The 25,811-nt window shown below is 69.1% G+C and carries 30 protein-coding genes and 1 tRNA gene; 15 read left to right on the plus strand and 16 right to left on the minus strand.

The window, feature by feature from the left end:
• Nucleotides 1-2: 2 nt before the first annotated feature.
• Genes ACFE87_RS10740 through ACFE87_RS10750 form a run of 3 tightly spaced genes read right to left on the minus strand, consistent with a single transcriptional unit; the run spans nucleotide 3 to nucleotide 2,235 of the window.
• Nucleotides 3-494 carry a UPF0262 family protein gene (locus tag ACFE87_RS10740; RefSeq protein ID WP_375459621.1) on the minus strand — a complete coding sequence of 164 codons (492 nt, stop codon included), beginning with the start codon at nucleotides 492-494 and terminating at the stop codon, nucleotides 3-5.
• On the minus strand, nucleotides 491-1,783 hold the full coding sequence (gene hisD, locus ACFE87_RS10745) for a histidinol dehydrogenase (RefSeq protein ID WP_375459622.1): 1,293 nt from the start codon (nucleotides 1,781-1,783) through the stop codon (nucleotides 491-493). The genes ACFE87_RS10740 and hisD overlap by 4 nt, the downstream gene beginning before the upstream one ends.
• On the minus strand, nucleotides 1,783-2,235 hold the full coding sequence (locus tag ACFE87_RS10750) for a DUF2948 family protein (RefSeq protein ID WP_375459623.1): 453 nt from the start codon (nucleotides 2,233-2,235) through the stop codon (nucleotides 1,783-1,785). Before ACFE87_RS10750 ends, hisD begins: the two co-directional genes overlap by 1 nt.
• Before the next feature lie 165 nt (nucleotides 2,236-2,400).
• Here ACFE87_RS10750 and ACFE87_RS10755 point away from each other — a divergent pair, with 165 nt between their 5' ends.
• On the plus strand, nucleotides 2,401-2,754 hold the full coding sequence (locus ACFE87_RS10755) for a hypothetical protein (protein WP_375459624.1): 354 nt from the start codon (nucleotides 2,401-2,403) through the stop codon (nucleotides 2,752-2,754).
• A 39-nt stretch (nucleotides 2,755-2,793) separates the two neighbouring features.
• Here the strand turns inward: ACFE87_RS10755 and murA are convergent, their stop codons facing one another.
• Nucleotides 2,794-4,086 carry a UDP-N-acetylglucosamine 1-carboxyvinyltransferase gene (murA, locus tag ACFE87_RS10760; protein WP_375459625.1) on the minus strand — a complete coding sequence of 431 codons (1,293 nt, stop codon included), beginning with the start codon at nucleotides 4,084-4,086 and terminating at the stop codon, nucleotides 2,794-2,796.
• Between the two features lie 414 nt (nucleotides 4,087-4,500).
• Here murA and ACFE87_RS10765 point away from each other — a divergent pair.
• Nucleotides 4,501-4,575: transfer RNA gene (locus ACFE87_RS10765), tRNA-Thr, on the plus strand.
• 114 nt (nucleotides 4,576-4,689) lie between these two features.
• Here the strand turns inward: ACFE87_RS10765 and ACFE87_RS10770 are convergent.
• Complete coding sequence (locus tag ACFE87_RS10770) at nucleotides 4,690-5,022, minus strand: hypothetical protein (protein ID WP_375459626.1); 333 nt, start codon at nucleotides 5,020-5,022, stop codon at nucleotides 4,690-4,692.
• Between the two features lie 155 nt (nucleotides 5,023-5,177).
• On the opposite strand from ACFE87_RS10770, the gene ACFE87_RS10775 reads away from it, so the two are divergent.
• Nucleotides 5,178-5,690 (plus strand): TylF/MycF/NovP-related O-methyltransferase, encoded by a 513-nt coding sequence (locus ACFE87_RS10775; RefSeq protein ID WP_375459627.1) that lies wholly within the window; start codon nucleotides 5,178-5,180, stop codon nucleotides 5,688-5,690.
• Between the two features lie 156 nt (nucleotides 5,691-5,846).
• Here the strand turns inward: ACFE87_RS10775 and ACFE87_RS10780 are convergent, their stop codons facing one another.
• Nucleotides 5,847-6,320, minus strand: a complete 474-nt coding sequence (locus ACFE87_RS10780) for a hypothetical protein (protein WP_375459628.1) — start codon at nucleotides 6,318-6,320, stop codon at nucleotides 5,847-5,849.
• Between the two features lie 326 nt (nucleotides 6,321-6,646).
• On the opposite strand from ACFE87_RS10780, the gene ACFE87_RS10785 reads away from it, so the two are divergent.
• Nucleotides 6,647-6,952 carry a hypothetical protein gene (locus ACFE87_RS10785; RefSeq protein WP_375459629.1) on the plus strand — a complete coding sequence of 102 codons (306 nt, stop codon included), beginning with the start codon at nucleotides 6,647-6,649 and terminating at the stop codon, nucleotides 6,950-6,952.
• Between the two features lie 43 nt (nucleotides 6,953-6,995).
• On the opposite strand, the gene ACFE87_RS10790 is transcribed toward ACFE87_RS10785, so the two are convergent.
• Entirely contained in the window at nucleotides 6,996-7,208 is a 213-nt protein-coding gene (locus ACFE87_RS10790) for a hypothetical protein (protein WP_375459630.1), read from the minus strand.
• A gap of 26 nt (nucleotides 7,209-7,234) precedes the next feature.
• Nucleotides 7,235-7,669 carry a hypothetical protein gene (locus ACFE87_RS10795; protein ID WP_375459631.1) on the minus strand — a complete coding sequence of 145 codons (435 nt, stop codon included), beginning with the start codon at nucleotides 7,667-7,669 and terminating at the stop codon, nucleotides 7,235-7,237.
• 208 nt (nucleotides 7,670-7,877) lie between these two features.
• Here ACFE87_RS10795 and ACFE87_RS10800 point away from each other — a divergent pair, with 208 nt between their 5' ends.
• From ACFE87_RS10800 to ACFE87_RS10840, 9 genes are all read left to right on the plus strand, one after another.
• On the plus strand, nucleotides 7,878-9,335 hold the full coding sequence (locus tag ACFE87_RS10800; RefSeq protein WP_375459632.1) for a helix-turn-helix transcriptional regulator: 1,458 nt from the start codon (nucleotides 7,878-7,880) through the stop codon (nucleotides 9,333-9,335).
• 144 nt (nucleotides 9,336-9,479) lie between these two features.
• On the plus strand, nucleotides 9,480-9,923 hold the full coding sequence (locus tag ACFE87_RS10805) for a YsnF/AvaK domain-containing protein (RefSeq protein ID WP_375459633.1): 444 nt from the start codon (nucleotides 9,480-9,482) through the stop codon (nucleotides 9,921-9,923).
• Nucleotide 9,924: 1 nt separating this feature from the next.
• Nucleotides 9,925-10,512 carry a YidB family protein gene (locus tag ACFE87_RS10810; RefSeq protein WP_375459634.1) on the plus strand — a complete coding sequence of 196 codons (588 nt, stop codon included), beginning with the start codon at nucleotides 9,925-9,927 and terminating at the stop codon, nucleotides 10,510-10,512.
• A gap of 24 nt (nucleotides 10,513-10,536) precedes the next feature.
• Nucleotides 10,537-10,938 (plus strand): hypothetical protein, encoded by a 402-nt coding sequence (locus ACFE87_RS10815; RefSeq protein ID WP_375459635.1) that lies wholly within the window; start codon nucleotides 10,537-10,539, stop codon nucleotides 10,936-10,938.
• Between the two features lie 63 nt (nucleotides 10,939-11,001).
• The gene (locus ACFE87_RS10820) at nucleotides 11,002-12,123 is read left to right on the plus strand and encodes a YsnF/AvaK domain-containing protein (protein ID WP_375459636.1); all 1,122 of its coding nucleotides are present in this window, start codon (nucleotides 11,002-11,004) and stop codon (nucleotides 12,121-12,123) included.
• 125 nt (nucleotides 12,124-12,248) lie between these two features.
• A complete protein-coding gene (locus ACFE87_RS10825; protein WP_375459637.1) occupies nucleotides 12,249-13,430 on the plus strand; it encodes a pyridoxal phosphate-dependent aminotransferase in 1,182 nt (393 codons plus the stop codon).
• A 117-nt stretch (nucleotides 13,431-13,547) separates the two neighbouring features.
• A complete protein-coding gene (gene thpR, locus ACFE87_RS10830; RefSeq protein WP_375459638.1) occupies nucleotides 13,548-14,156 on the plus strand; it encodes an RNA 2',3'-cyclic phosphodiesterase in 609 nt (202 codons plus the stop codon).
• A 63-nt stretch (nucleotides 14,157-14,219) separates the two neighbouring features.
• Nucleotides 14,220-15,068, plus strand: a complete 849-nt coding sequence (locus ACFE87_RS10835; RefSeq protein ID WP_375459639.1) for an aldo/keto reductase — start codon at nucleotides 14,220-14,222, stop codon at nucleotides 15,066-15,068.
• 53 nt (nucleotides 15,069-15,121) lie between these two features.
• Nucleotides 15,122-16,699: an ABC transporter substrate-binding protein gene (locus ACFE87_RS10840; RefSeq protein WP_375459640.1), complete on the plus strand. Its 1,578-nt coding sequence runs from the start codon at nucleotides 15,122-15,124 to the stop codon at nucleotides 16,697-16,699.
• A gap of 13 nt (nucleotides 16,700-16,712) precedes the next feature.
• On the opposite strand, the gene ACFE87_RS10845 is transcribed toward ACFE87_RS10840, so the two are convergent.
• Nucleotides 16,713-18,641, minus strand: coding sequence for a hypothetical protein (locus tag ACFE87_RS10845; RefSeq protein WP_375459641.1), 1,929 nt, complete (start codon nucleotides 18,639-18,641; stop codon nucleotides 16,713-16,715).
• On the minus strand, nucleotides 18,589-19,668 hold the full coding sequence (locus tag ACFE87_RS10850; RefSeq protein WP_375459642.1) for a putative zinc-binding metallopeptidase: 1,080 nt from the start codon (nucleotides 19,666-19,668) through the stop codon (nucleotides 18,589-18,591). Before ACFE87_RS10850 ends, ACFE87_RS10845 begins: the two co-directional genes overlap by 53 nt.
• Before the next feature lie 111 nt (nucleotides 19,669-19,779).
• Between ACFE87_RS10850 and ACFE87_RS10855 the strand changes: the two genes are divergently transcribed.
• The gene (locus ACFE87_RS10855) at nucleotides 19,780-20,622 is read left to right on the plus strand and encodes an alpha/beta hydrolase (protein ID WP_375459643.1); all 843 of its coding nucleotides are present in this window, start codon (nucleotides 19,780-19,782) and stop codon (nucleotides 20,620-20,622) included.
• On the opposite strand, the gene ACFE87_RS10860 is transcribed toward ACFE87_RS10855, so the two are convergent.
• Together ACFE87_RS10860 and rpsU are read right to left on the minus strand one after the other, a co-directional pair.
• Nucleotides 20,606-21,451: a tetratricopeptide repeat protein gene (locus ACFE87_RS10860; RefSeq protein ID WP_375459644.1), complete on the minus strand. Its 846-nt coding sequence runs from the start codon at nucleotides 21,449-21,451 to the stop codon at nucleotides 20,606-20,608. The two genes, ACFE87_RS10855 and ACFE87_RS10860, sit on opposite strands and share 17 nt — an antisense overlap.
• A 91-nt stretch (nucleotides 21,452-21,542) precedes the next feature.
• The gene (gene rpsU / locus ACFE87_RS10865) at nucleotides 21,543-21,851 is read right to left on the minus strand and encodes a 30S ribosomal protein S21 (protein WP_375459645.1); all 309 of its coding nucleotides are present in this window, start codon (nucleotides 21,849-21,851) and stop codon (nucleotides 21,543-21,545) included.
• A 259-nt stretch (nucleotides 21,852-22,110) separates the two neighbouring features.
• Between rpsU and ACFE87_RS10870 the strand changes: the two genes are divergently transcribed.
• On the plus strand, nucleotides 22,111-22,692 hold the full coding sequence (locus ACFE87_RS10870; protein WP_375459646.1) for a hypothetical protein: 582 nt from the start codon (nucleotides 22,111-22,113) through the stop codon (nucleotides 22,690-22,692).
• 7 nt (nucleotides 22,693-22,699) lie between these two features.
• Here the strand turns inward: ACFE87_RS10870 and truA are convergent, their stop codons facing one another.
• From truA to ACFE87_RS10890, 4 genes are read right to left on the minus strand one after another with little or no spacing between them, the layout of a single operon-like run.
• On the minus strand, nucleotides 22,700-23,440 hold the full coding sequence (gene truA, locus ACFE87_RS10875) for a tRNA pseudouridine(38-40) synthase TruA (protein WP_375459647.1): 741 nt from the start codon (nucleotides 23,438-23,440) through the stop codon (nucleotides 22,700-22,702).
• Nucleotides 23,440-24,369 (minus strand): methionyl-tRNA formyltransferase, encoded by a 930-nt coding sequence (fmt, locus tag ACFE87_RS10880; protein WP_375459648.1) that lies wholly within the window; start codon nucleotides 24,367-24,369, stop codon nucleotides 23,440-23,442. The genes truA and fmt overlap by 1 nt, the downstream gene beginning before the upstream one ends.
• A complete protein-coding gene (gene def / locus ACFE87_RS10885) occupies nucleotides 24,366-24,887 on the minus strand; it encodes a peptide deformylase (protein WP_375459649.1) in 522 nt (173 codons plus the stop codon). Before def ends, fmt begins: the two co-directional genes overlap by 4 nt.
• A gap of 54 nt (nucleotides 24,888-24,941) precedes the next feature.
• Nucleotides 24,942-25,769: a DUF1194 domain-containing protein gene (locus ACFE87_RS10890; RefSeq protein WP_375459650.1), complete on the minus strand. Its 828-nt coding sequence runs from the start codon at nucleotides 25,767-25,769 to the stop codon at nucleotides 24,942-24,944.
• Nucleotides 25,770-25,811: the final 42 nt, after the last annotated feature.

A 25,811-nucleotide genomic window follows, 5' to 3' on the forward strand; every position in this document is an offset into this window, starting at 1 on the left:
CGTCAGCCTTTCCAGTGCAGGGCGTAGATGAGGGTGAAGAGGCGCCGGGCCGTGTCGAAATCGATCTCGACCTTGCCCTCGAGCCGCCGGATCAGGAGTTCGGACGCCTCGTTGTGGAGGCCGCGCCGGCCCATGTCGATCGCCTCGATCTGGGCCGGCGAGGCCGTCCGGATCGCGCTGTAATAGCTCTCGCAGATCATCTGGTAGTCGCGCATCACCTTCCGGAAGGGCGTGAGCGAGAGGTGATGCGTGATCGCGCCCTCGCCCTCGGCCGCGCGGATCTCGAAACAGAGCCGGTTCTCGACGATCGCGAGATGCAGCGCGTACGGCCCCACGGGGTGTTCGGGCACGCGGAAGGAATTCGCCTCGACGATGTCGTAGATCGCGATCGCGCGCTCATGCTCCTGGTCGGGATTGCCGCGCCCGATCGAGGCATCGTCGAGCGTCACGGCGACGAGCCGCCGCCCTTCGCTCCCGGCCGATTCGGCTGTCACAGCCCCAGTCTCATCGCGACCGACCGGGCATGTCCCTCGAGACCTTCCGCGCGGCCGAGCGCGATCGCGGCCGGGCCGATCGCGGCGAGCGCGGCCGGGTCGCAGCGCAGGATCGCGGTGCGCTTCATGAAATCGAGGACGCCGAGACCCGACGAGAACCGGGCCGAGCGCGCCGTCGGCAGGACGTGGTTCGAGCCGGCCACGTAGTCGCCCACGGCCTCCGGCGTGTGCGAGCCGAGGAAGATCGCGCCCGCATTACGGATCCGGCCAGCCAAAGCGTCGGCATCTTCGGCCTCGATCTCGAGATGTTCCGGCGCGACCCGGTCCACCAGCGGAATGGCGGAGCCGAGGTCGGGGACGAGGAGGATGGCGCCGTGGTCGCGCCAGCTGGCGGCCGCGATGTCGCGCCGGGGCAGCGTCGCGAGCTGCCGCTCGAGGGCGGCCTCGACCGCGCGCCCGAACGCGCGCGACGAGGTGACCAGGATCGCCTGCGCGGCGGTGTCGTGCTCGGCCTGGGCCAGCAGGTCGGCCGCCACCCAATCGGGATTGGCGCTCCCGTCGGCCATGATCAGCACCTCGGAGGGGCCCGCGATCATGTCGATCCCGACCTGGCCGAAGACGCGCCGCTTCGCGGCCGCCACATAGGCGTTGCCCGGGCCGACGATCTTCGCGACCGACCGGATCGTCTCGGTGCCGTAGGCGAGGGCGGCGACAGCCTGGGCGCCGCCGACGCGGTAGATCTCGTCCACGCCGGCAAGGCGCGCGGCGGCCAGCACGAGCGGGTTCAGCGCCCCGCCCGGGGTCGGCACCACCATGACGATGCGGTCGACGCCGGCGACCTTGGCCGGCACCGCATTCATCAGGACGGAGGACGGATAAGAGGCCGTGCCGCCCGGCACGTAGAGCCCGACCGCCTCGATCGCGTTCCAGCGCCAGCCGAGCCTGACGCCCTCGGCGTCGGTCGCGTCGTGATCGGCCGGGATCTGGGCCCGGTGATGGGCCTCGATCCGGGCATGGGCGAAGCGGAGGGCGTCGAGGGCGGGACCGTGCAGGCCACCGACCGCGGCGTCGATCTCAGCCTCGCCGATCGCGAGCGTCGCGGGCGTCGGTTCGTGGCCGTCGAACCGCGCCGTGCAGGCAATCAGCGCGGCATCGCCTCGCTTGCGGACGTCGTCCACAATCTCGCCGACCGCACGGTCGACATCGACCGAAATCTCCCGCTTGGCGGCGAGGAGCTCCCGAAAGTCCTGTTCGAAGCCACCCTCGCCGGCATCGAGCCAGCGCGCCATCAGGCGCTCTCCACCTGATGGGCGGGACGGGAGGCGGCGGACCAGACCGGCCCGAGATCCTTCAGCTGCGCCTCGATGCATTCGAGTTCGAGCTCGATCGAGGCGCCGCCGGCGAAACAGAGCGTCGCGATGCCCGAGGGTGCGTCACGGGTCTCGAAGGTCACGGCGAGAAGCGCGAGCGGCGTGTCCGGGCGGCCGCGATCGATGCCGCGCGTCCGGCAGCGGGTCACGCGCTCGAAATGGAGGCCCGTCAGCTGGCGCCGCGGCTCGCCCTCGGCGCAAGCCCAATCGAAGCGGCGCGCCACCATCGCGAAGCGGAAGGAACTCGGCAGATAGGCGAGGTCGCGGGGCCGCACGATCGCGTCCTGCAGATGCGCCGACAGGATGGCGAGATCGTCCGGATCGAGGGCGACGAGTTTGAGATGCTCGACGTCGCGAGAGGTGGCGGCCATGTAGCGGTACCGGCGAACGCGTGAGTTATGTCCGGCAGATAGCGACGGCTCGCCGGTGCCGCAACCGGCAGCGGGACTGGCCGGTCCGAACGCCGTCGGCCTGGGGCCAGTCGGTCGGTATTCAGGTTCGACTTTGTAGGTTCCGGCACCCACAGGAGAAACGACGTGAAGAAGCTTGCTCTTGCAGCCTTGCTGGTGGCCACCGGCCTCTCCGGCTCCGCCGTCGCGCAGTACCAGGGACCGCCAGGTGTCTATTACGGACCGACCTACGACGGGCCGCGGGTCGGCGGCAGAGGCTATGACGGGCCCCGGGGCGGCCGCGGCGATTACGACGGACCCCGCCGTGGCTACGACCGCGGTCGGGATGACGCCTATGACGGCCGCCGCGGCGCCCGCCGGGGCAGTTCGGTCTGCGTGACCGGGCGGGGCTCTTGCCCGATCGGCGGCGTGGTTCCCCGGATGACGCCCTGCCGTTGCGACATCCCGGGCTTCGGCCTCAAGCGCGGCAACGCGGCCTGAACGCGGCGAAGCCCTGCCCGCGCGGGCAGGGCGGATCGCTCAGGCGGCCCGGAGCCGTTCGATCGAGGCGCCGCAACGCGCGAGCTTGGCCTCGAGCGCCTCGAAGCCGCGGTCGAGATGGTAGACGCGGTGGATCTCGGTCTCGCCGGCTGCCGCAAGGCCGGCGATGACGAGGGAGACGGAGGCGCGCAGGTCCGTCGCCATCACGGGTGCGCCCTTTAGGTCGTCGACGCCGTCCACCATCGCGGCATCGCCGTCGAGCCGTATCTGGGCGCCGAACCGGGCCAGTTCCTGGACGTGCATGAAGCGGTTCTCAAAGATCGTCTCGCGGATGCGCGAGGTGCCGTCGGCACGCGTCATCAGTGCCATGAACTGGGCCTGGAGATCGGTCGGGAAACCCGGGAACGGGTTCGTGGTGACGTCGACCGCCCGCAGCTTGCCGCCGTTCCGGCGCACCCGGATGCCCTCGTTCGTGGCCGCGATGTCGACGCCGGCCTGCTGCATGATGTCGATCGCGCTCTGCAGATATTCCGGCCGGGCGCCCTCCAGCATCACGTCGCCGCCGGTCATCGCGACCGCCATGGCATAGGTGCCGGTCTCGATCCGGTCCGGCATCACCGTGTGGGTGGTGCCGTGCAGCCGCGAGACGCCGTCGATCGTGATCCGCGACGTGCCGGCGCCGGAGACCCGGGCGCCCATCTTGTTCAGGCAATCGGCGAGGTCGACCACCTCGGGTTCGCGGGCCGCGTTCTCGATCGTGGTGCGGCCGTCGGCCAAGGTCGCGGCCATCAGCGCGACATGGGTGCCGCTGACCGTCACCTTCGGGAATTCGATGTCGGCGCCGCGGAGCCCCTTCGGGGCCTTGGCCAGGACGTTGCCGCCGTCGATCCCGATGGTGACGCCGAGGCGTTCCAGCGCCATCAGCAGGAGGTCGACCGGCCGGGTACCGATCGCGCAGCCGCCCGGCATCGAGACGCAGGCCTCGCCGAACCGGGCGATCAGGGGCGCGATGACCCAGAAGCTCGCCCGCATCCGCGAGACGAGCTCGTAGGGAGCGCTGGTGTCGATGATGGAGGAGGCATCGAGCCGGATCGTCTGGCCGGTCTCCGAGGTCTGGCCCGGACGCTTGCCGGTCACGGTATGGTCGACGCCGTGATTGCCGAGGATCCGCAGGAGAAGGCCGACATCGGCAAGCCGGGGCACGCTGCGGAGTTCGACCGTGTCGCCGGTCAGCATCGTGGCGATCATCAAGGGAAGCGCCGCGTTCTTGGCACCCGAGATCGGGATCGTGCCCTGGAGCGGAGCCCCTCCCGTGATCCTGATCCTGTCCATCTGTCCTCGATCCTTGATGTGGTCTGTCGGGGAGCCTCCGACGACGGGAATACCTGGCGCTAGGTCCCGTCCGGAGGGGTCTCGGGCCGGCCTTCGCCGGGTTCCGCCTCTCGCTCGTCAGCCGGAGCTGCCGGGCCGGGCCCCTGGCGCAAAGCCGCGGCCTGGCTCCTGCGCCGTTTCAAATTTTCCCGCAGGGCAGCCTTCAACCGCGCCCGGCGTTGGTCATCCGCGGCCGTCATCGCCCCAATCCAACCCCGGACCGTCGAGGTCCCGGCGAATCAGGCAATATAGCGGCCGCGTCGGAGCCGGACTAGCGCAACCGCGCAACAGAGAGGCGGAGACTGCAAGCGCCGGCCGACGAGGTTGCGAAGCCCCGACCCTTCCTCTATTCAGCCGTCTGCCCGGCCGGGCCTTGCTGCCGTAGCTCAGTGGTAGAGCACTCCCTTGGTAAGGGAGAGGTCCAGAGTTCAATCCTCTGTGGCAGCACCAGCTTTCCCGGCCGCACGGCCGCCCCGGACGTCCCCTTGACCGCGCCCCGAGCCGCATTGGGCCAGAGCCGCTGGCATCGAACCGACCGGGTTTGTTGTACCGAGGGCAGCCGTGCTAACCGGCGTGCCATCCTACTTGGTTGCAGGCTTCGAAATGCTCGTCGAACATCGAATCAGCGTTGACCTTGTCCTCCAAACGATAGATGCGCAGCGCGCAAGTGGGCAATCGAAGATCGCGGTCATCACCGATCTCGATATTCCAGAAGCCGGCGATACCAGCATCATCGATGTGAGATTCGCGCAGGGCCTCAATGCCGATCTTGCTGGATACTACGTCATCTACGCGGTCGACCAGGACGATCTGGGACTGCCATTCGTGCGGGCGCTGGTCGAACGAGGTATCAAATTCATCTCGGTCATCGAATTGAGACCAGCCCGATACGCACACAAGGACATTGCGACACGGCGCGTGATCGACGGCGAGTATCTTCGGCAGACAGAAGCAGGTTTCGCCAAATTCGATTTCGGATACGGTGATTTCGAGAACATCTGTCAGGCGCTTCGCATTACGCGGTATTTGCCAGGTGCGTTTGTGGAGGTCGGTTGTTTCAGGGAAGCAGCGGGTGTGTCGCCTTGCGGTACATGCAGGAACTCGGCATCTACCGTCCGAGCTACTTCTTCGACGTCTTCGATGGATTCAACTACGAGGAAGCAAAATCGAGCAGTGATGCGCTGTGGTTCGGATCGCACGTGACGCATGGTCAAAGCGTCGTTGCGGAGAGATTGCAGTCGTTCGATCTTCCTGGACTCGGCCGACCCGTGATCGTTCAGAAGAACAACATCATCACGGACGATCTGCCGCCGGAAATAACCAAAATAGCCGTAGCCAATCTCGACGTCGACATCCTGGAAGGTGTGTATCACGGGCTCGTCAGACTGGCGCCGCTCATCGTGCCGGGAGGTATCCTCATCGTGGAGGATACGGGGCACACGCCAGCCTTGGCCGGCGCGGCCTTGGCCGTCGAACTCTTCCAGCAAACCCCGATAGCTCGCCAGTTCACATCGATCTACATGGCAAGCGGTCAGCTGTTTCTGCTGAGGAACGCCGGCTTCTAAGACGGGACGGAGCCGGCTTGCTGCGCGACTGTCTGAACCGGTCACCGCGACCCCTAAGACGGCCAGAAGCGCGAGGGTCAGTCAAGACCGGGAGGTCAAGTCCGCCCCGGTGAGGAGAAGGCGATGTGGCGGGCTGCGGGTAGGTGACGCCCCCACTCACACCCGCCGTCGCCCGATGCTGCCGCCCTCGAACAGGATCACGGGCTTCGGGCCCGCGAAGCTGACGCCGAGATCGAACAGGGCCGAGCCGCTCTTCGCCGTGCCCCGCGCCGGGTTCGAGACAGAATAGTCGGTCGTCGAGGACGCGACGCAACGCTGGCGGGGCATGTTGCATTGCACCCGTAGGGTGCCCGGCCGGTGGACGTAGCGGCGGGACGGCCATTGCCGGATGGCCCGGCGTTTCTCGGCCATGAGGTCGGCTTGCGAGAAGTCCTGGCCGTAGAAGCGCACGCGCGGGCCGTAGACATACGGCACGCCCTCGACGGAGTTCCAGGCATCCGACGACCACACAGCCAGGTAGCGGGTCGCGATCTCGGCCGTGCGGGATTGCATTTCGGCTTCGGTCCAAGGCTGGGCCGTTGCCGCGGTGGAGAGGAAGGCCGTCAGGCCGGCTGCGAGCCAGTTTTTCATGCCGACTCGACGCTCGAGGGGCGAAACGGTTCCATGTGACCAGCCCGGGATTCTCGGCCGGCCGCCGTCGTCCTGAGAACGGCGAGGTCCGGTTCTCTGCCGTCCTGCTCGCGCGGGCATCCGGGATGCGCCGAGCCGCCGCGAACGAGGCCGCTCCCCACTCACATCGGCGAAGCATCGCAAGTCGTTCGGGGCGCGCTGCAGCCCAGACGAAGGACGGTCACAGCTAGAGATTCAGGTTACCAAATATCCAGCCTGAACTGAATCACGGATCCGGTGTTGAGTGTCGTCCGTCCAAAACCATTTGGATCATCGGGAGAACGCTCGTGTTCAAGACTATCACTTTCGCGGCCAGCCTGCTGGTCGGGGGGCTCGCCCTCTCGTCCGCACCGGCCTCCGCCGCTCCCGTCAGCGCCAATCTCCCGGCCGCGTCGGCCTTGGTCGAGAACGCCCAATATGGCTACGGCTACCGCGAGCGCCGCTATGAGCGCCGCCGGGAGGGTGTCCGTCCGGGCCGGATCGTGCGCGATCTTCTAGGCGTCGGGCCGCGCCGCCGGGATCGCGGCTATTACCGGGGCGGTTCCGGACGGGGCTACGGCTATGGCGGCGGCCGCCGCTACGACCGCTTCTGACCGAAGGGGCGCTCCGCACCGGCGGAGCGCCATCGGCCTGAATTCAGGCCGGAAAGGCGCGTTCCAGGACTTCGCGAACGGCCTGGTTCACGGGCACGCGCCGCGTCGCGCAGATGGTCACGATGCGGCGATGCAGGTCGGGCGAAATGTCGATCGACAGCCTGCGGCGGGCCACCGCACGCCGGTCCGGAAGGTGCGGCTCGGAATGGGGCTGCTCGCCTAAACCGTCCTCGGGCAGGACATCGTCGTCGGGCATGTCAGACGTCCCACCCGGCATGTCGACTACCGCTCGGGCTTTTGGGCGCGCGGCTCGGCAGGGGTGGTCGGGCGTTTCGGGGGTTCTGAGGGCTTCTGGATGCTGCCGGTCTGGGAGACCTTCTCGCCCGCGCTCCGCTCCGCCCTCTTGCTGTTCAGGGCCGCAAGCTCCTGCTGTGCGGCCGTGATCCTGGTCCGGACGTCAGACAGGCCTTGATTGGCCCGGGTATAGTCGATGCGGGCGGAGGCGAGTTTCGCGTCCATGTCGGCGAGCTGGCCCGCCTTCTGTTGCAGCTGCTGCATCTCGGCAACCACCGCATCCCGCTCCGCCCGTGCTGCGCTGAGGCGCTGGCTGGAGGAGAGCGCGACATACGCGAAGCTGCCCCAGCCGATGAGGGCCGTGAGCGCCAGGCCGGCGCCGACCTGGACCACTCGCCTGGCATCGAAGGGTAGATCAAACATCGGAAGCCTCAGCGGTCGGCGCGGGTGCAGCAGGGGGAAAGCGGCCGCGCTGGATTGAGAGCATGAACCGTCATCCTTAACATTCGGTCAGCGGCCCGAATCTCTTGCGGAAGCATCCCGGCCAGGGTCGGACTGCGCGAACGGGCCGCCGTCTCGGACGTTGGCCCTCACAGCGGTCGCTCGGCCGCGCATGTGTCCGAGAGCGTCCATGACCGAAGCGGCAAACCGGCTGCATCTCCGCCAGATCATCGACGGGCTTAGCGAAGGCATCATCCTGGTCGAGCCCGACCAGACGATCAGCTACGCGAACCCGGCCGCCCTCGCGATGCACGGCGTCGGTAGCCTCGGCGAACTCGGCCCCGATATCGAGCGGTTCCGACAGAACTACCTCCTGCGCTACCGCAACCACCGGGCCGTGGATCTCGAGGAGGACATCCTCGACCGGGTCATCGCGGGGGAAGCCTTCCACGATCTCACGGTGTCGGTCGTCCGGGTGACGAATCCGAAGCAGGAATGGGTGCATCGGGTCAGGAGCCTCGTCATCCGCAACCGGGACGGCGGACAGGATTGCCTGGCCCTCGTGATCCACGACGCCACGGACCGCTACGACGCCGAGGAGCGGTTCGAACGCGCCTTCGGGGCCAATCCCGCACCCGCGCTCGTCTGCCGCCTGTCGGACTTCAAGATCGTCAAGGTGAACGAGGGCTTCCTCCACCTGTCCGGCTACGAGCGGGACCAGGTTCTGGGACGCTCGATCTACGAGATCGACGTCTTGCGTGAGGCCGAGCGCCGCGATCTCGCCATCTCGCGGCTCTCCGCCGGCCGTGCGATCCCCCGGATGGAGGCCTGCCTCCGCGTTCCGTCCGACGCGGAGAAGTGGGTCATGGTCGCGGGCCAGCCGATCAGCCTGCCGGGCGACAAGCCCTCCATGCTGTTCACCTTCGCCGACCTCGAAGACCGGCGGAAGGCCGAGCAGGCCTTCCAACAGAGCCAGGAATGGCTGGCCAAATCCTTCCAGCTCGTCCCGGTCCCGACCGCGCTCGCCCGGCTCGACGCCTTCCTGTTCCTGCGCATCAACGACGCCTTCGCCCGGACCTTCCGGTACACGGCCGAGGAGGTGCTCGGCCGCAATCCCACCTCGCTGAACCTTTGGGTCGACCCGGCCGTCAGGGCGAGTTTCGAGGAGGAGCTCGAGCGTTTCGGCTGCGTGCGCAATTTCGAGGGCCGGCTCCGAACCAGCGACGGAACCGAGCTCGACTGCCTGATCTCCGCCGAGACGGTGACCATGGACGGAGCGCGATGCTGTCTTTGGGCCGTGCAGGACGTCTCCGAGCGCAAGCGCTCGGAGACCGAACTCGTCTCGGCGATCGAGTCCGTGATGCAGGACACGTCCTGGTTCAGTCGCGGCGTGATCGAGAAGCTCGCCGCCCTCCGGAACCCGCCCAGGTCGGGCCGGCGGAGCGCCGGTGCTGACCAGCTCACGAGCCGCGAGCGGGACGTGCTCGTCAGGCTCTGCCGCGGCGAGACCGACAAGCAGATCGGCTCGGATCTCGGCCTCGCACCGAACACCGTCCGCAATCATGTGGCCGCCCTCTACAAGAAGATCGGCGTGAACCGTCGTGTGTCCGCCGTGAATTGGGCGCGCGAACGGGGACTCCATGAGTAAGTCTGCCCAAGTGCAAATGCACTAATCCGGCTAGTCCATCATAGTCCGGGCCGGCTCTGAACCGCCGGCGCAAGCCCGCATTGTCAGCCCGCAATTCAGTCCCGGCACAACCGCAGCCAGGATTTGCGCGGAGCTCGCAGCGCTATGCGCCAAACCCTCGACGATGATCTCGCCCTGCGGGCCGGCCAGACCACCGTGCCGATCGTGGAGGAAGAGGCCCACATCGAAAAGCGGCAGGTCGAGAGCGACCGCGTCCGCGTCAGCACCCATACCGACCTCGTGGAGGAGCACCTTCGCGAGACGCTTCGAACGGACGAGGTCGAGGTGATGCGGGTGCCGGTCAACCGGACGCTCGAACCCGGCGAGGCGGCCCCGACGATCCGCACCGAGGGCAACGTCACGATCGTTCCGGTGCTGGAAGAGATCGCGGTCGTCGAGAAGCGGCTCCTTCTGCGCGAGGAGCTGCACATCCTGCGGGACACGACAACCGAGACCGTCGAGGTGCCGGTCACGCTCCGCAAGCAGCGCGCCGTGGTCGACCGGACGGCTGGCGACGGCCTTCCCGTCCAGGGCAGCGAAGGAGCGTGAGATGGGCCTCCTCCATCAGGTCTTCGGCCAGGTTCTCGGCGGCGGCGCGGCCTCCCGGGCGGGCGAGGTCCAGACTGGAGGAGCGCCGGGCGACGGCCCTGGCGGTCTCCCCTCTGGCAACCGCGGTCAGGTCGCGATGGCGCTCCTTGCGCTTCTCGCCTCGAAACGGCTGAAGGGCCGCGCCGGAGGCCATGGCAGCGTCCTGCAGGAGGTCTTCTCGGGCGGCCGCAGCGACGGCATCTCCGGTGCTTTCTCCTCGAGCCGCGACGGTCTCGGCGGCATCCTGGGCCGTGGCCTCACCGGCGCGGCGCTGGCCGGCGGGCTCGGCGAGCTTCTGAACCGCTTCACCCGGAACGGCCACGGCAAGGTGGCCCAATCCTGGGTCGGACATGGCCCGAACACGCCCGTCTCTCCCGACCAGCTCTACCTCCTCTTCGAGCCGGGCGAGGTCGACGAGCTGACGCGCCAGACCGGGCTCGGCCGCAACGATCTCCTGTCGCAGCTCTCTGGCGTGCTGCCGGAGGTCGTCGACACGCTGACGCCGCAAGGCCGCCTGCCGACCGAGGCCGAACATTCGCAATGGATCTGAACCTGACCCCAAAGGAGACGTGAGATGAGAAAGACTATTTTAAGCTGCGGCGCGGCCCTCGCGCTGATGTCCTTCGCCGGTGCCGGCGTGGCGCAGAACGCCGCCCCGGCGACGCCCGGCGCCAATACCGGGCGTCCGAGCTCCGGTACGGCGACGGGCTCCTCGAACCCGGCCGCCAATCCGGGTGGAAACGCGCCCTCGAGCGTCAACGCGACCGGCAAGGCCACGATCGTGCCGCTCACCTCGCTAGAGAACGGCTCGAACAGCTTCACCGAGGGCCAGGCGCGTTCCCGGCTCGAAGCCGCGGGCTTCACCAACGTGACCGAACTGAAGAAGGACGACCAGGGCATCTGGCGCGGCAAGGCGATGCGCGACGGCAAGAGCGTGACGGTCGGCTTCGACTACAAAGGCAATATCGGCGCCTGATCGCGCCTCCCTCTTCTGCTCCGCGACGTCGGAGCGACTGCAACTACCATCAGGATGGATCCCATGACGACCAGCACCATCACGGCGATGTTCGATAAATATTCCGACGCCTCCGAGGCCGTTCGGCGTCTCGAGGCGGCGGGCGTTCCGCACGACCAGATCAGCATCGTGTCGAACGACGAATCCCACAAGCAATACCATTCCGGGGACCATGACGGCGACCATACCGGCACCGGCACCGGCGCCTCGCTCGGGACGCTCGTGGGCGGCGGAGCCGGCCTGCTGGCAGGGCTCGGCCTTCTCGCGATTCCGGGTCTCGGCCCGGTCGTCGCCGCGGGCTGGCTCGCCTCGACGCTGGTCGGGGCCGGCGTCGGCGCCGCGACCGGCGGTCTCGTCGGCTCGCTCACCCATGCCGGCATCGACGAGGCGGATGCCCATGCCTATGCGGAAGGGGTTCGCCGCGGCGGCACGCTCGTCACCGTGCGGGCCGAGGAGACCATGACGGCGAAGGTCGCCGACATCCTCGACGATCACGGCACGATCGACCTCGACGAGCGCACGACGGCCTGGCGCAAGGAAGGCTGGACGGGCACCTCCGGCACCGACAATCCGGCTCCCAAGACCGGCGGCGTCGGTGGCGCCCTCGCATCGGCCGCGAACGCGGTCGGCCATGCAGGCCGCGAGGCCAAGGACGCGGTCATGGGCGACCGGACGCCCGGCGTTGCCGCACGCGCACGCCCCCAGGCCGGATATGGCGCGGCGTCCACGCAGGCGGTCGGGCACGGAAACGATGAGACGATCCCGGTGGTCGAGGAGCGCCTCCACGTCGGCAAGCGTGAGGAAAACCGCGGCCGCGTGCGGATCCACTCGCGCGTCGTCGAGACGCCCGTTCAGGAGCAGGTGACCCTGCGGGACGAGCGTGTCTCGGTCGACCGGCGTCCGGTGGACCGGGCCCTGACCGGCGCCGATTCCGCGCTGTTCCAGGACCGGACCGTCGAGGCGACCGAGCATCGGGAGGTGCCTGTCGTGTCCAAGGAGGCCCGCGTCGTCGAGGAGATCGGGATCCGCAAGGATGTCGACCAGCGCACCGAGACCATGTCCGACACGGTGCGCCGCACCGAGGTCGAGGTCGAGGACGAGCGCAACCGGACGGCCCGGACGGACCTCGCCGGAACGTCCCGCTAGACCAACGACGAGAGCCGGCCGCCACGGCGGCCGGTTCTTCTCTGTTAGCCCTAGCCAGGGGCTTCGCGCCGCCTGTTCAAGCCTTCCCGCTTCGGCCATACGGGCCGAAACAGGGAGGCCGCGCCATGCTCCATACCGTGACGAATTTCGACCGCATCGGCGAGGAGAACGCCTTCGCGGTTCTGGCCCGCGCGACCGAGCTTGCCTCCCAGGGCCGCGACATCATCAATCTCGGCATCGGCCAGCCGGATTTCCCGACTCCGCCCCATATCGTCGAAGCCGCCATCAAGGCCTTGTGCGACGGCCACCACGGCTACACGCCGGCGACCGGCATCCTGCCCCTCCGTGAGGCGGTCGCGGGCGACCTGCATCGCCGCTTCGAGGTCGAGGTGTCTCCGGCCGACGTGATGGTCGTGCCAGGCGGGAAGGTGACGATGTTCGCAGCCATCCTGATGTTCGGCGAACCCGGCGCCGAGATCCTCTATCCGGATCCCGGCTTCCCGATCTACCGCTCGATGATCGAATATACGGGCGCGACGCCGGTCCCGATCCCGATCCGCGAGGAGAACGGTTTTGCGTTCTCGGCCGAGGAGACGCTGGCCCTGATCGGGCCGAAGACCCGCCTCGTCATCATCAATTCGCCCGCGAACCCGACCGGCGGCGTCACCCCGAAACGCGAGATCGACACGCTGGTCGCCGGCCTCGCCCGCCATCCCGACGTCGCGATCATGTCCGACGAGATTTACGGCACCATGACCTATGACGGCGAGGAGCATGTCTCGCTCCTCTCCTATCCGGAGATCCGCGACCGCCTGATCTATCTCGACGGCGCGTCGAAGACCTACGCCATGACCGGCTGGCGGCTCGGTTGGTCGGTGTGGCCGGCGCGGCTCTACGACATGGCCCGCAAGCTCGCCGTGAACTCCTTCTCGTGTGTCAACGCCCCGACGCAATGGGCCGGGGTGGCGGCCCTGAACGGGCCCCAGGATGCCCCGGCCGAGATGATGCGGGCCTTCGACCAGCGCCGCGCGCTCGTGGTCGAGGGGCTGAACCGGCTGCCGGGCGTATCCTGCATCACGCCGAAGGGGGCCTTCTACGCCTTCCCGAATGTCTCGAAGACGGGCTGGAAGGCGAAGCGCCTCGCGGCCGCGCTACTGGACGGGGCCGGGGTCGCGACGATCGGCGGCCCGGATTTCGGCATCCACGGCGAGGGCTACATCCGGGTCTCCTACGCCGCCTCGGCGGATAATATCGCGCGCGCACTCGACCGGATGGGGTTCTTTCTGGCCGAGCGCCGGGCCGCGTGAAACGGACTCACCCCGCTCCTCGACGGAGACGCGCCTGTTGACAGCATACGAGGCGGCTTGCGGCGCAGGCCTTGCAACGCGAGACTCGGCAACCGGTGCAAATCACGGGAGCCCTCGATGCCGCGTCTCTTCACCGCCCTCGAGATCCCGCCCGACATCGCCGACCAGCTGTCGCTCTTTCGTGGCGGCGTGTCCGGCGCGCGCTGGATCGACCCGGCGAATTACCACGTCACGCTCCGCTTCATCGGCGATGTCGACCACGCGACCGCTCGCGACGTCGCGGCCCTGCTGGGCGAGTCGCGGCACCGCTCCGCGGTGACCGTGAGCTTCGACGCGCTCTCGGTCTTCGGGGGCGACAAGCCGCGCTCGCTCTTCGCCCGGGTCGTGCCGACGCCCGAACTCGCCCGGCTTCAGGCCGAGCAGGAAAAGCTCGTCCGCCGCGCCGGGATCGAGCCGGAGGGGCGCAAGTTCACCCCGCATGTGACGCTCGCACGGCTGCGCAACGTCCGGGCCGGCGACGTGGCGGGCTTCATCGCCCGCGGCGGACCCTTCCCGCGGCTCTCCTTCACGGCGGAGCGCTTCGTCCTCTACTCCTCGCGCGACTCGGTCGGCGGCGGTCCCTATGTGGTGGAGGCCGAGTATCCGCTCACCGGCCCGCCAAGCAGCGAGGGGCCGCCGTGGCGCGTCGAGTCGCGCCGGACGACCTGGCCCGCCTGGCCGGCGTGATGCGGGCCCGGTGAACCTCCGGCCATTCGCGCGTTCTCTCGGGGCGTGACGACGGAGGGCGAGATGGGCGGCGCGAACGAGGTCCGGACGGTGCGGCTGCCATCGGGCGAGGCGGTGGCCGCGCTCGGCCAGGGCACCTGGCGGATGGGCGAGGAGGCGGGGCGCCGGGCGGAGGAGATCGCGGCGCTCCGGCGCGGGATCGAGCTCGGCCTCACCCTCGTCGACACGGCCGAGATGTATGGCGAGGGCGCGACCGAGACGCTCGTCGGCGAGGCGCTGGCGGGAATCCGCGACCAAACCTTCCTGGTCTCGAAGGCCTATCCGCAGAATGCCGGCCGGACCGCCCTGCCGAAAGCCTGCGAGCGCAGCCTCGCCCGGCTCCGCACCGACCGGATCGACCTCTACCTCCTGCATTGGCGCGGCTCGGTGCCGCTCGCCGAGACCGTCAAGGCGATGGAGCGGCTGCGCGAGGCCGGCAAGATCCGCCATTGGGGCGTCAGCAATCTCGACCTCGACGACATGGAGGAGCTGGTGGAGGCCGGCGGCAGCGCCTGCGCCACGAACCAGATCCTCTACAATGCGGGCCGCCGCGGCCCGGAACACGACCTCCTGCCCTGGATGTCGGCCCAGGGCATTCCGGCCATGGCCTACAGCCCGGTCGAACAGGGGCGCCTCGCCAAGGCCAAGGCGCTGGCGGGGATCGCCCGGCGCCACGACACGAGCCCGGCCGCCGTGGCGCTCGCCTGGGTGCTTCGCCGCCCCGACGTGATCGCGATCCCGAAGGCCGGCACACGCGCCCATGTGGAGGAGAATGGCCGCGCCCTCGACCTCGCGCTCACCGACGACGACCTCACCGAGATCGACCGGGCCTATCCTGCGCCCCGCCGAAAGGTGGCACTCGAGATGCTGTAGCCGCCCTGGCATCGAACTTGCCGGGTCCTCGCCGAACCCAAGCGAGGCCCGACATGAGACGGCGTGATCTACTGGCATTCGGTGCGGCCGCGATCGCGGCGCCGTCGCTGGCGCGGGCAGCCTCCGCCACCACGCTCAAGTTCATGCCGTATGCGGATCTGGCTTTGCTCGATCCGATCATCACCACGAACTACGTTACCCGCACCCATTCGCTCCTCGTCTACGACACGCTCTACGGCATCGACGACCAGTACCGCGCCCAGCCCCAGATGGTCTCCGGCCACACCGTCGAGGATGACGGCCGGCTCTGGCGCATCACGCTGCGGGACGGCCTCCTCTTTCACGACGGCACGCCCGTCCTCGCCCGCGACGCGGTCGCGAGCCTGAAGCGCTGGGGCCAGCGCGACAGCTTCGGGAGCGCGCTCTTCGCGGTGGTGGACGAGATCTCGGCCCCGTCCGACAGCTTGATCCAGTTCCGGCTGAAGCGGCCCTTCCCGCTCCTGCCGGACGCGCTCGCCAAGCCCACCTCCTACGTGCCCGTGATCATGCCGGGGCGGCTCGCCTCGACGGACGCCTTCAAGGCCGTGTCCGAGACCGTGGGCAGCGGGCCTTTCCGCTTCGTGCCGGACGAGAGGGTGCCGGGATCGCTCGCCGTCTACCGCAAGTTCGACCGTTACCGGCCCCGGACCGAGGGTGTCGCGAGCTTCACGGCCGGACCGCGGGTCGCGCATTTCGACCGGGTCGAATGGCACACGGTGCCGGACGCCGCCTCGGCGGCCGGCGCGCTCCGAAACGGCGAGATGGATTGGTGGGAGCAGCCGAATGTCGATCTCGTGCCGCAACTCGCCCGCGCCCGTGGCGTCAAGGTGGGGCTCGTCGAGCCGGCGGGCCTGATCGCCCAAATCCGCCTGAACCACCTGGTCGCGCCCTTCGACAATCCGCGCATCTGCAACGCGCTCCTGGGCGCCCTCGACCAGACCGAGATGATGGACGCGGTGGCCGGCACCGACCCGTCGATCCGCCGCGGCCCTGCCGGCACCTTCACGCCCGGCGGTCCGATGGCGAGCGGGGCCGGGATGGAACTCCTGACCGGACCGCGCGACCTCGCGAAATCGCGGCGCGCGCTCGAAGCGGCAGGCTACCGGGGCGAGAAGATCGTGCTTCTCACGGGCACCGACGTGCCGCGCATCAACGCCATCTGCGAGGTGATGGGCGACCTCTGCCGCAAGCTCGGCATGAATCTCGATTACGTGGCGACCGATTGGGGCACGGTGAACCAGCGCATCCTCAACGCGAAGCCGATCGCCGAGGGTGGCTGGAGCATGTACGGCGTCTTCTCGGGCGGCCTCGACCATCTCACCCCGGCCTACCACCAAGTCATCCGCGGAATCGGCCGCAGGGGCCCGCCGAGCTGGCTTACGGACGAGCCGATCGAGGCGCTCCGGACCGCCTGGTTCGAGGCGCCGGACCTCGCCGGCCAGCAGGCGCTCGCGGCCAGGATCCAGGCCCGCGCCTTCGAGGTCGGCGCCTACCTCCCATGCGGACAGTATTTCCAGCCGAGCGCCTGGCGCAGCGACCTGGACGGCGTGCTGACCGGGATCCCGATCTTCACCAACATCCGGCGGGTCTGAGGCCGCGCGCGCCCTACGGCTTCTCCCCGCCGCCCCCGGCCTCACCAGGCCGGTAGGGCGAGCGCGAGCGCTGGACGCCGATCCGCCAATCCATGGTGTCGAGGATCATGGCGGCGGCCGCCGCCCGCGAGGCCTGGTCGAGCCGGTCGAAGCTGGCGGGCGCTGCCTCCATGCGGCGTCGGACCTCCCGCAAGGCGTTCAGGGCTTGTCGGGACCGTGACGCGGCGAGTTCGAGCCCGGCTTCCGCCCGCAGCCCGCGCGCGGCCAGGAAGACGGCCGGCAGGGTGACCAGTGCGATCTTGATCGGCGCCAGGAGAGAGAAGCCTTCAAGCGCCGCCTGCTCGACGGCGATCAGGACGATGGAGGCCGCGAGCGTACAAAGGACGGCGCCGGTGCCGATCCATAGCAGCCGACGCTCCAGATCCTCGAATCGCAGGCCCGCTGCCTCATGGTAGCGGATCTGGCCTTCGATCTCGGTCCCGGCGAGGTGAGTCCAGGCAGCCTCGGCCGCGGCCGGACCGATCTCGCCGCCGACCCAGCAGCTGCGCAGGGTCCGGCGGTGATACCAGCGCATCCAGGCCGGGTCCTCCGCACTCGTTTGCGCGTCGAGCCGGACCGTCGCGATGCCGATCGGCTGGAGGAAACGGTCGCAGCGCAGACGTTCGGCGAGCGAGCGGTAATCGAGCCAGCGTTCGTCCCACCGCCGGAGGAGCGCATAGGTCGTCTCGCCGATCGTCACGGCCGTGATCACGGCCTGGACGACGAGCCAGGCGAGCCCGAATTCCGGCTTCAGGAGCGCGAAGATCGCGACCAGGAAACTGCCCAGCCCCGCCAGCACATAGCGGAGCACGATGCCGGACCTGACCCGATGCCCGTAGAAGGCGGCCAACTCCTCCTGCCGCGCCTGCAGGAGCCGCATGCGATCGACGGCGCCGGCCGCTCTTGGCGACACGAGCGCGGCGACGGCGCGGGCGCGCGCCCATTCCTCCGATTGCGGGAGGCCGAGGCTGCCTGGAGCGCGGCGTCGTGCGAGGGCGAGAAAAAGGCGGTATTCGAACCGGTGCGATTGCGGCCGAAGCGGCTCGACCAGGTATTCCGCCAGCGCCCGTTTCTCGTAGGCGCTCGCCGGCGGCGCGAAGGCGCGGGCCAGCACCCGGTCGCGATTGAGGGCGAAGGAAACGTGGGGAAGATCGGCGGCATGCGCCGGCAGCAACAATTCGTCCGGGTCGTCGATCACGGTGACGGCGTCGCCCGGGCGCTGCGGCAGCACCAGGACCGGGAGGCGGCGGTCGACCGCCTCCTGTACGAGGGACGCGGTGCCGGCCCGGCTCCAGCCGGCTTTCCTGTTCCAGAAGGCAAGAAGGAGATCCGCCCTGTCGATGAGCGACGCTCCCGCCCGGGCCCGGTCGGCCGGCTGCGCAGGGTCGCCGCAGAGGAAGAAGGGTTCGGGCGCCGCCGCCAGGATCTCGTCGAAGAGGCGCCGGGCAGCGTCGCTCGCGAGCGCCGCCCGGCAGAGCGCGGGCGGCCCGGGCAGGACGGCACGGATTTCGAGGCCAGCCTCTAGGGCCGCGGCCGCGATGACGAGGTCCGCGCCGTCCCGCAGTCCCGTGACGACACGGAGCCGCGGCGGGGACGGGCCGTACAGCGCCGCGTTTTCGGCCGCGATTCGGGCGGTGTCCGCATCCAGGGCCGCGAAGACCTGGCGAGCCTCGCGGGCGAGCCGTTCCGCGTCCTCTCCTTCGGGACCGAAGCCCTGGTGTCCGATGACGGCGATCGCCAGGACGGGGTCGGGTCGAAGCGGCGCCTCCGCCGGGGACGCAGCCGGCAGGGCCGTGCCGTGTGCGATCGCCTCCTCCCCCTGCTCGTGCGGCGTGACGTCGACCCGCGGGCTACCTCTCCGGCCGCTCCCGGCCGCGCCGCACAAGGTGGTGCATGAAGCCAAGCTTGTCGATCGCGGCGGGCGAGAGGACGAAGGGATAGACGTCGTTCTGGCCCATGCAGCGGTTGACCGAGTTCAGCGCGAAGGCGATCGGGATCCAGCGCTGGACGATGCGGTAGATGTCGGGCTCGCCGTAGACGTCGAGATCGGCCGCGGCCGCGAGGTCGGCGCTGTTATCGATCCGGGGTTCGACTCTGATTCCGAAGGCGCGCGCCATCTCGAGCGAATCGATGATGTGCAGGTAATGCGCCCAGGTCTCGGCGAAATCCTCCCAGGCATGGGTGGTGGCATAGGCCGAGACGAAACGCTCCTGCCAATCGGGCGGCGCGCCCTGTTCGTAATGTCGCTTCAGGGCGGCCTGATAATCTTCCTCGTCGTCGCCGAACAGGGCGCGGCATTCGGAGAGCTGTCCGCCGTCGCGCACCAGCACGTCCCAGTAGAAATGCCCGACCTCGTGCCGGAAATGCCCGAGCAGCGTCCGGTAGGGTTCGCCCATGGTGGCGCGGCGCTTCTCCCGCTCGGCATCGTCCGCCTCCGCGAGCGCGATGGTGATGACGCCTTCGTCGTGGCCGGTCAGCACCTTGGGTCCGGCCGCCGCCTCCGTGTCGGCCAGGAAGTCGAAGACGAGCGGCTCCGAGCTCTCGCCGACCGCCGGGCGAGGCAGGTCGAGCTGCAGCAGCGTGTAGAACAGGCGGTGCTTGGCGAATTCGATCCGGCGCCACTTGGCGACAGCATCGGAGCCTTCGAGATTCGGCACCGTCCGGTTGTGCCGGCAGGCCGCGCAGAAGATGTCCGGCCGATCCTCCGGGACGAGCCAGTTGCAGACCTGGTGCTCGGCATTGGCGCAGAAGCGGTAGCGCCCCCCGATCTCGGCCCGGGCCTGCCAGACCCGCCCGTCGTCGTCCACCGGATCGAGGGCGCTCAGCACCGACGCCTCCGGCACGTAGCCGAGCCGGCGGCCGCAATTCTCGCAACGCGTGTTCTCGAAATGGAGAAGTTGCCCGCAGCACGGGCATTTGAAGAGCTTCATGAGCTGGCATGCGGTCGGTCGGGGACGCCCGAATAATCGGAGCACCGGCACCATTGTTCCGGGGCGCGGTGACCGTATGTGAGGCATCTCCCGTCTCGAACCCCAACCAACATGCGTATCCTTCTCGGCGTCGCGATCGTCGCGGCTCTCGCCTACCTCTTCGTCGTGGCGCTCCTGTTCGCGGGGCAGCGCCGCTTCCTGTTTCCGGCCAATGCCGAGCGGACCAGCGCCGCCGCCGCGGGCCTCGCCGACATGGAGGACGTCGCGATCACGACGGAAGATGGCGAGCGGCTCGTCGCCTGGTGGAAACCGCCGCGGCCCGGCCGGGCGCTCGTCGTCTATTTCCATGGCAATGGCGGCTCGCTCTGGAACCGGCGCGACCGCGCGCGGCTGCTCACCGAGGGTGGACGCGGCCTCCTGATGGTGAGCTACCGGGGTTATTCCGGATCCACCGGTTCGCCGAGCGAGGCCGGTCTCCGGCAGGACGCCATGGCGGCCTACCGCTTCGTCTCGGGCTACGAGCCGAGACGCCTCGTCCTCCACGGAGAATCGCTCGGCACGGCACTCGCGATCTGGCTCGCCTCGCAAAAGCCCGTCGGCGGCATCATCCTCGACGCCCCCTTCACGTCGATCGCCGACGTGGCGCAGCCGCTGTTCCGCTTCGTTCCGGTCGGCCTGCTGCTGCGCGATACCTTCCGGTCCATCGACCGGATCGCGGAGATCCGTTCGCCTCTCCTCGTCATGCATGGCGAAGAGGACGGCGTGATTCCGATCGCGCTCGCCGACCGGCTCTTCGCGGCCGCCCGTGAGCCGAAGCGCTTCCTGCGCCTGCCCGGGATCGATCACGTCGGCGTGCTGGAAAGCGGCGGGATGGCGGCCGTCGGCCGCTTTCTCGGCGAGGTGGAGAGCGGCCTCGAAGCCGGCGAAAACCGGCCGATCAGCCGAGGCGGCTGATCCCGGATCGGGCCGTGGCATTGGCCGTGTCGAGGCCCGTCGCGCGCTGGTAGCTCTCCATCGCTTCCTGGCGCTTGCCGAGCTTCTCGAAGGCAAGGCCGCGATTGGCCCAGGATTCGGCGTCGCGATTGTTGATGTTGAGGGCCGCGTTGAAATCCTCGACCGCCTTGTCGAACTGGCCGAGCGCGATAAGGCTCTGGCCGCGGCCGGCATAAGGGGCGGCCACGAAGGCGTTCCGGTCGATCGCCGCGTCGAAATCGATCACGGCCTCGCGGTGACGGGCCATGCGCTGGTAGAGGAGACCGCGCGAATGCAGGGCTTCGGCGGATTCGGGCGTCAGCCGGATCGCCTGGCCTAGATCGGACAGGGCCGCGTCGTAATTCGCCTGCACCCGGTAGAGATTCGCACGCCCGACATAGGCCGGGCCGTAATTCCCGTCCGACTGGATGGCGCGGCTGAAATCCGCCAGCGCCGCGTCGTTGCGATTCGTCTGCCGGAAGGCGAGCGCCCGGTTGGTATAGGCGGCGGCGTTGTTCGGATCGACCTGGATCGCCTTGTTGAAGTCGGCGATGGCGTCGGCGTAGCGGCCGGCCCGCGCATAGGCGGCGCCGCGCGTGTTGTAGGCGGAGGCGTCATTCGGGTTGCGGCCGATGACTTCGGTCAGCGATTCGATGTTGACCGACGTCGAGCCGGTCTTGTCCTCGCCCTCGAGCACCGCGACACGAGGCCCGGCGCCCGCGACCCGACCGGCGGAGTCGCAACCGGCGAGCGACGCGGCCACGATCAGGACGGCGACCGCGCCCCCTGTTCGACCTTGCCAAAACCGCATCAATCCAGCTCCTGCCTCGAACCGTCCGGCGCCGGAAGGTGTGCTCTGGCGATTACCAAAGGCTGAACTTGCCGCCCGGCGAGCCGCGACATCAGGTCCTGGGAGTCGCCGACAGGGACGCCGGCGCGGGTGCCGCATCCGGCCGAGGGGACCGCATCGGCCCGCCGACGCGGGGGGCCGGCTTCGGCTTCGACGGCAGGAGGCCCTCGCGCTGCATGCGCTTGCGGATGAGCTTGCGGGCGCGGCGGACCGCCTCTGCCTTCTCACGCACCCTCTTCTCGGACGGCTTCTCGTAATGCCCGCGAAGCTTCATCTCGCGAAAGACGCCCTCGCGCTGCAACTTCTTCTTGAGGGCGCGAAGCGCCTGGTCGACATTGTTGTCCCGGACAAGAACCTGCACGCGTCTGCCTCGTCTGCCTCGATCGCTGGTCCACAGCGCTGAAATCGGAAACGGAAACAGGCGCTACACTCGGAGCGCCTCGAAACCGGAGCCGCGAGTAGCAGAACGGCCCTGGCTTGTCCACGCCGGTCGGCTGAGGAGGCGCGGCGCCCGCCCCAGGGTTGCCGGAGCATACCGCCTTTTGACCTACGACCAAAGTCGAAGATGATGTCCGCGGAGGAAGCCCCGGGCTGCGCCACGTGTTCGAGCGGGGACCGCCATGGTCAGTGCCGACGAGTTCAGCCGATCCTTCCGGGGCATCTCCGCCTTCCTGAACTGGCGTGCGGACGGGCTCAGGCTGTTCGAGATCAGCCTGCCCTCCTTCGAGCGCTCCTTCGCGGCAATCGCGCTGACGCTGCCGGCCTATGTGGTCGAGCTCGCGCTCGCGCGTCGCGATCAGCGTCTCTTGCCGGGCGGCGCCCTGTTCGGGGATATGGGCATCGTGCTCCTGGTGGCGTGCGGCCATGTGCTCGCCTTCCTGGCGCTCCCGGTCGCCATGATCTTCATGGCGCGTCGCCTCGGCCTCGGGCACCGTTACGTTCCCTTCGTCATCGTCACGAACTGGCTCCAGGTCTTCGCGTCCTATGCGCTGGCCCTGCCCGGCGCGCTCCTGGTCCTGGGTTGGGAGCCTCCGGCGCTCACCCTCCTCGTCACGATCGCCTTCACGGCCGTCGTGCTCCATGTGCAATGGTTCGCGACCCGGGTGACGCTCGGGGTCGGCGCGGTGCTGGCCGCTTTCGTGACGGTGCTGGGGCTCGTGCTCTCGATCGGGTCGACCATGCTGGTCCAGGCTCTCGCCTGAGGCCGGATCAGCCGTAGTCCACGCCGACGAGATATAGCCCCGTAGGCGGCGCGAGCGGGCCGCAGGCGGCGCGGGCGCGGGCGTCCAGCGCGGCCCCGACGTCGGCGACGCGCCAGCGGCCCGACCCGGCCATCGCCAGCGTGCCGACCAGCGACCGAACCTGGCTGTGCAGGAAGGAGCGGGCCGCGGCCTCGATCCGGATCTCGTCGCCGTGGCGTCCGACATCCAGCCGGTCCAACGTGCGGACCGGGCTGTCGGCCTGGCATTCCGAGGCCCGGAATGTGGTGAAATCATGCCGACCGACGAGGAGCTGCGCGGCCTCGTGCATGACGGCCGCGTCCAGCGCCCAGGGCACGTGCCAGACCCGTTTGCGGGCCAACGCCGGCTGGGCGCGGCGGTTGAGGATCACGTAGCGATAATGACGGCGGGTCGCGGAGAAGCGGGCATGAAACCCGTCCGGCGCGGTCTCGGCGGAGACCACGGCCACCGGGTCGGGCTTGAGATAGGCGTTGGTGGCATCCCTCACCGTCTCGGCCGGCCACGCCTTGGCGAGATCGAGATGCACGACCTGATGGGTGGCATGCACCCCGGCATCGGTGCGGCCGGCGCAATGGACGCGGACTGTTTCGCCTGCGAAGCGCGCGATGGCGGTCTCCAGCGCCGCCTGCACCGAGGGGCCATTCTCCTGGTGCTGCCAGCCGGAAAAGGGCGTGCCGTCATATTCGACGACGAGCCGATAGCGCGGCATCAGACGAGGCGCGACCCGGGCGCGACCCGGGCGCCGCGCCAGAACGCCTCAGCCTCGACCGGCCCGCGCCCGGCCCGTTGCAGGAGGAGGGGTCGCAAAGCCCCCTCGCCGCAGGCGATGGCACCGCCCTCCAGCAGCGTTCCGGGCAGGCCCTTGCCCTCGGTCCGCTCCATCCGGAGCAGCTTGATGCGCTCGACCCCGCTGCCGAGATCCGCCTCGAAAAAGGCGCCCGGCCAGGGCGAGAGGCCCCGGACATGGTCGTGGACCCGCGAGGCTGGCCACACCCAGTCGAGCCGGGCCTCCTCGTTCGTGATCTTGCGGGCATAGACCACGCCTGAATCGGCCTGGGGCGAGAAGCGCAGCGTCCCGGCCTTGATCCCGGCCAGCGCCTCGACGGCGAGCCGTGCACCCTCGGCGGCAAGGCGGTCATGCAACATTCCCGTGGTGTCGTCGGGACCGATCGGCAACCGCGCCTCGAGCGCGACCGGCCCGGTATCGAGCCCTTCTTCCATCCGCATCACGCCGATCCCGGTTTCCCGGTCGCCGGCCATCACGGCCCGGTGGATCGGCGCCGCGCCGCGCCAGCGCGGCAGGAGCGAGGCGTGAAGGTTGAGGCAGCCATGCCGAGGCCCGGTCAGGATCGAGGCTGGGAGAAGAAGGCCGTAGGCCACCACGACCGCGATGTCCGGGGCGAGCGCCCGCAGGCGGGCCTCCTCCTCCGGGCCGCGGAAGGTCCGGGGCACCTGCACGGGAAGGGCGCGCCGGTCGGCCGCTTCGTGGACGGGGGTCCGGCGCTGCCGGAGCCCGCGGCCCGATGCGGTCGGCGCCTTGGTATAGACGGAGACGATGTCGTGCCCAGCCTCCGCGATCGCCTCCAGGGTCGGGACGGCGAAATCCGGCGTCCCCATGAAGGCGACCCGCAAGGTCATGCGTCCTCAGCTTCGCGCCTCGCCGCCTTTTCGAATTTCTTGATCACGCGCGAGCGTTTCAGCCGCGACAGGTAGTCGATGAACATCACCCCGTTCAGGTGATCGATCTCGTGCTGGAGGCAGGTGGCCAGGATGCCGTCCGTCTCGGCCTCCACCATCTCGCCTTCGAGGGTGCGGTAGCGGTAGCGGATCCGGTCGGCCCGCTCGACCTCCTCGTAGTAATCCGGGATCGAGAGGCAGCCCTCCTCGTGGATGCGGGTCTCGTCCGAGGTCCAGGTGACCTCGGGATCGAGCAGCACCAACGGGCGGCGTTCCTCGTCCTTCTTGGCGAGGTCGACCACGACGAGCCGCTTCGGCACGCCGACCTGGATGGCGGCGAGGCCGATCCCGGGCGCGTCATACATCGTCTCGAGCATGTCGGTAGCCAGCGTCCGGACCTCGTCGGTCACGGGTCCGACCGGCTCGGAGACGAGCCGGAGCTTCGAATCCGGCAGGGTCACGAGCGTCCGAATGGCCATGGCGGGCAGATAGGATGTGTCCGCCGGGGGGTCAATTCGTGAGGCGAGCCCGCGTCAGTTCCCCATGCGGTCGCGCCATTGCGACTCGCCCGCATAGCAATTCGGGCTGCGTCCCGGGGCCTGGGCCGGGATGACGAGGCCGGCGCCGTCGCGCTCCGCGGCCCGACCCGGCACGGGCCGGGCCGCCACCTCCATGATGATCTTCGTCTTCACGGCTTCGACGAATTGCTCGCGGCTCCGCACCGGAACCATGAAGGCTCCGGGGCCGCCGATCACGCACTCGCGAAAGTAGAGGTCGAGATCCGTGATATCGAAATAGCCCGGGTCCTTCACCATCACGGGCAGGCCGTTGATCGTGATGCCGCTCTCGATGGCCTCGTCCCGGGCCAGCGTGACGGCGCGGCCCTGGTTGTTCGGACCATCCCCGGACACGTCGATGACCTTGCGGGTCGGCGCGAGGTCGCTCTGCGCCAGTTGCTGCCTCGCGAAATCGATCGCGCCCGAGATCGAGGTCCGCGAGGCCCGGCGGGTCGGCTTGAGACTGAGTTCCGCCGCGAAGGCTGCCGCGCTGTCCGGGCCGTCGACGATGGCCCAGGGCAGGACCACGCGCTGGTCCGAGGCGCCGGCCCATTCCACGTACGTCACGCCGATCCGTCCGATCATGCCGCGGCGGATGGCGTCGTGGACGGCAGGGGAGCGGAAGGCCTGGATGAAGCCTTCGCGCTGCAGCGCCTGCTCTTCCGGATCCATCGAGAAGGAGATGTCGACCGCGATCACGAGTGCGAGATCGACCTCGGTTTCGGCTCGCGCCACGGGGCTCTGAGCCCAACCAAGGAGGACGATGGCCGCCAGCATGATGCGACGGATACGGGACAACCGCATATCCACCTCCTCGACCCGGATCGAACCAGGCGGGTCAGCATG

It is taken from the genome of uncultured Enterovirga sp. (assembly GCF_964242715.1).
GTDB lineage: Bacteria > Pseudomonadota > Alphaproteobacteria > Rhizobiales > Beijerinckiaceae > Enterovirga.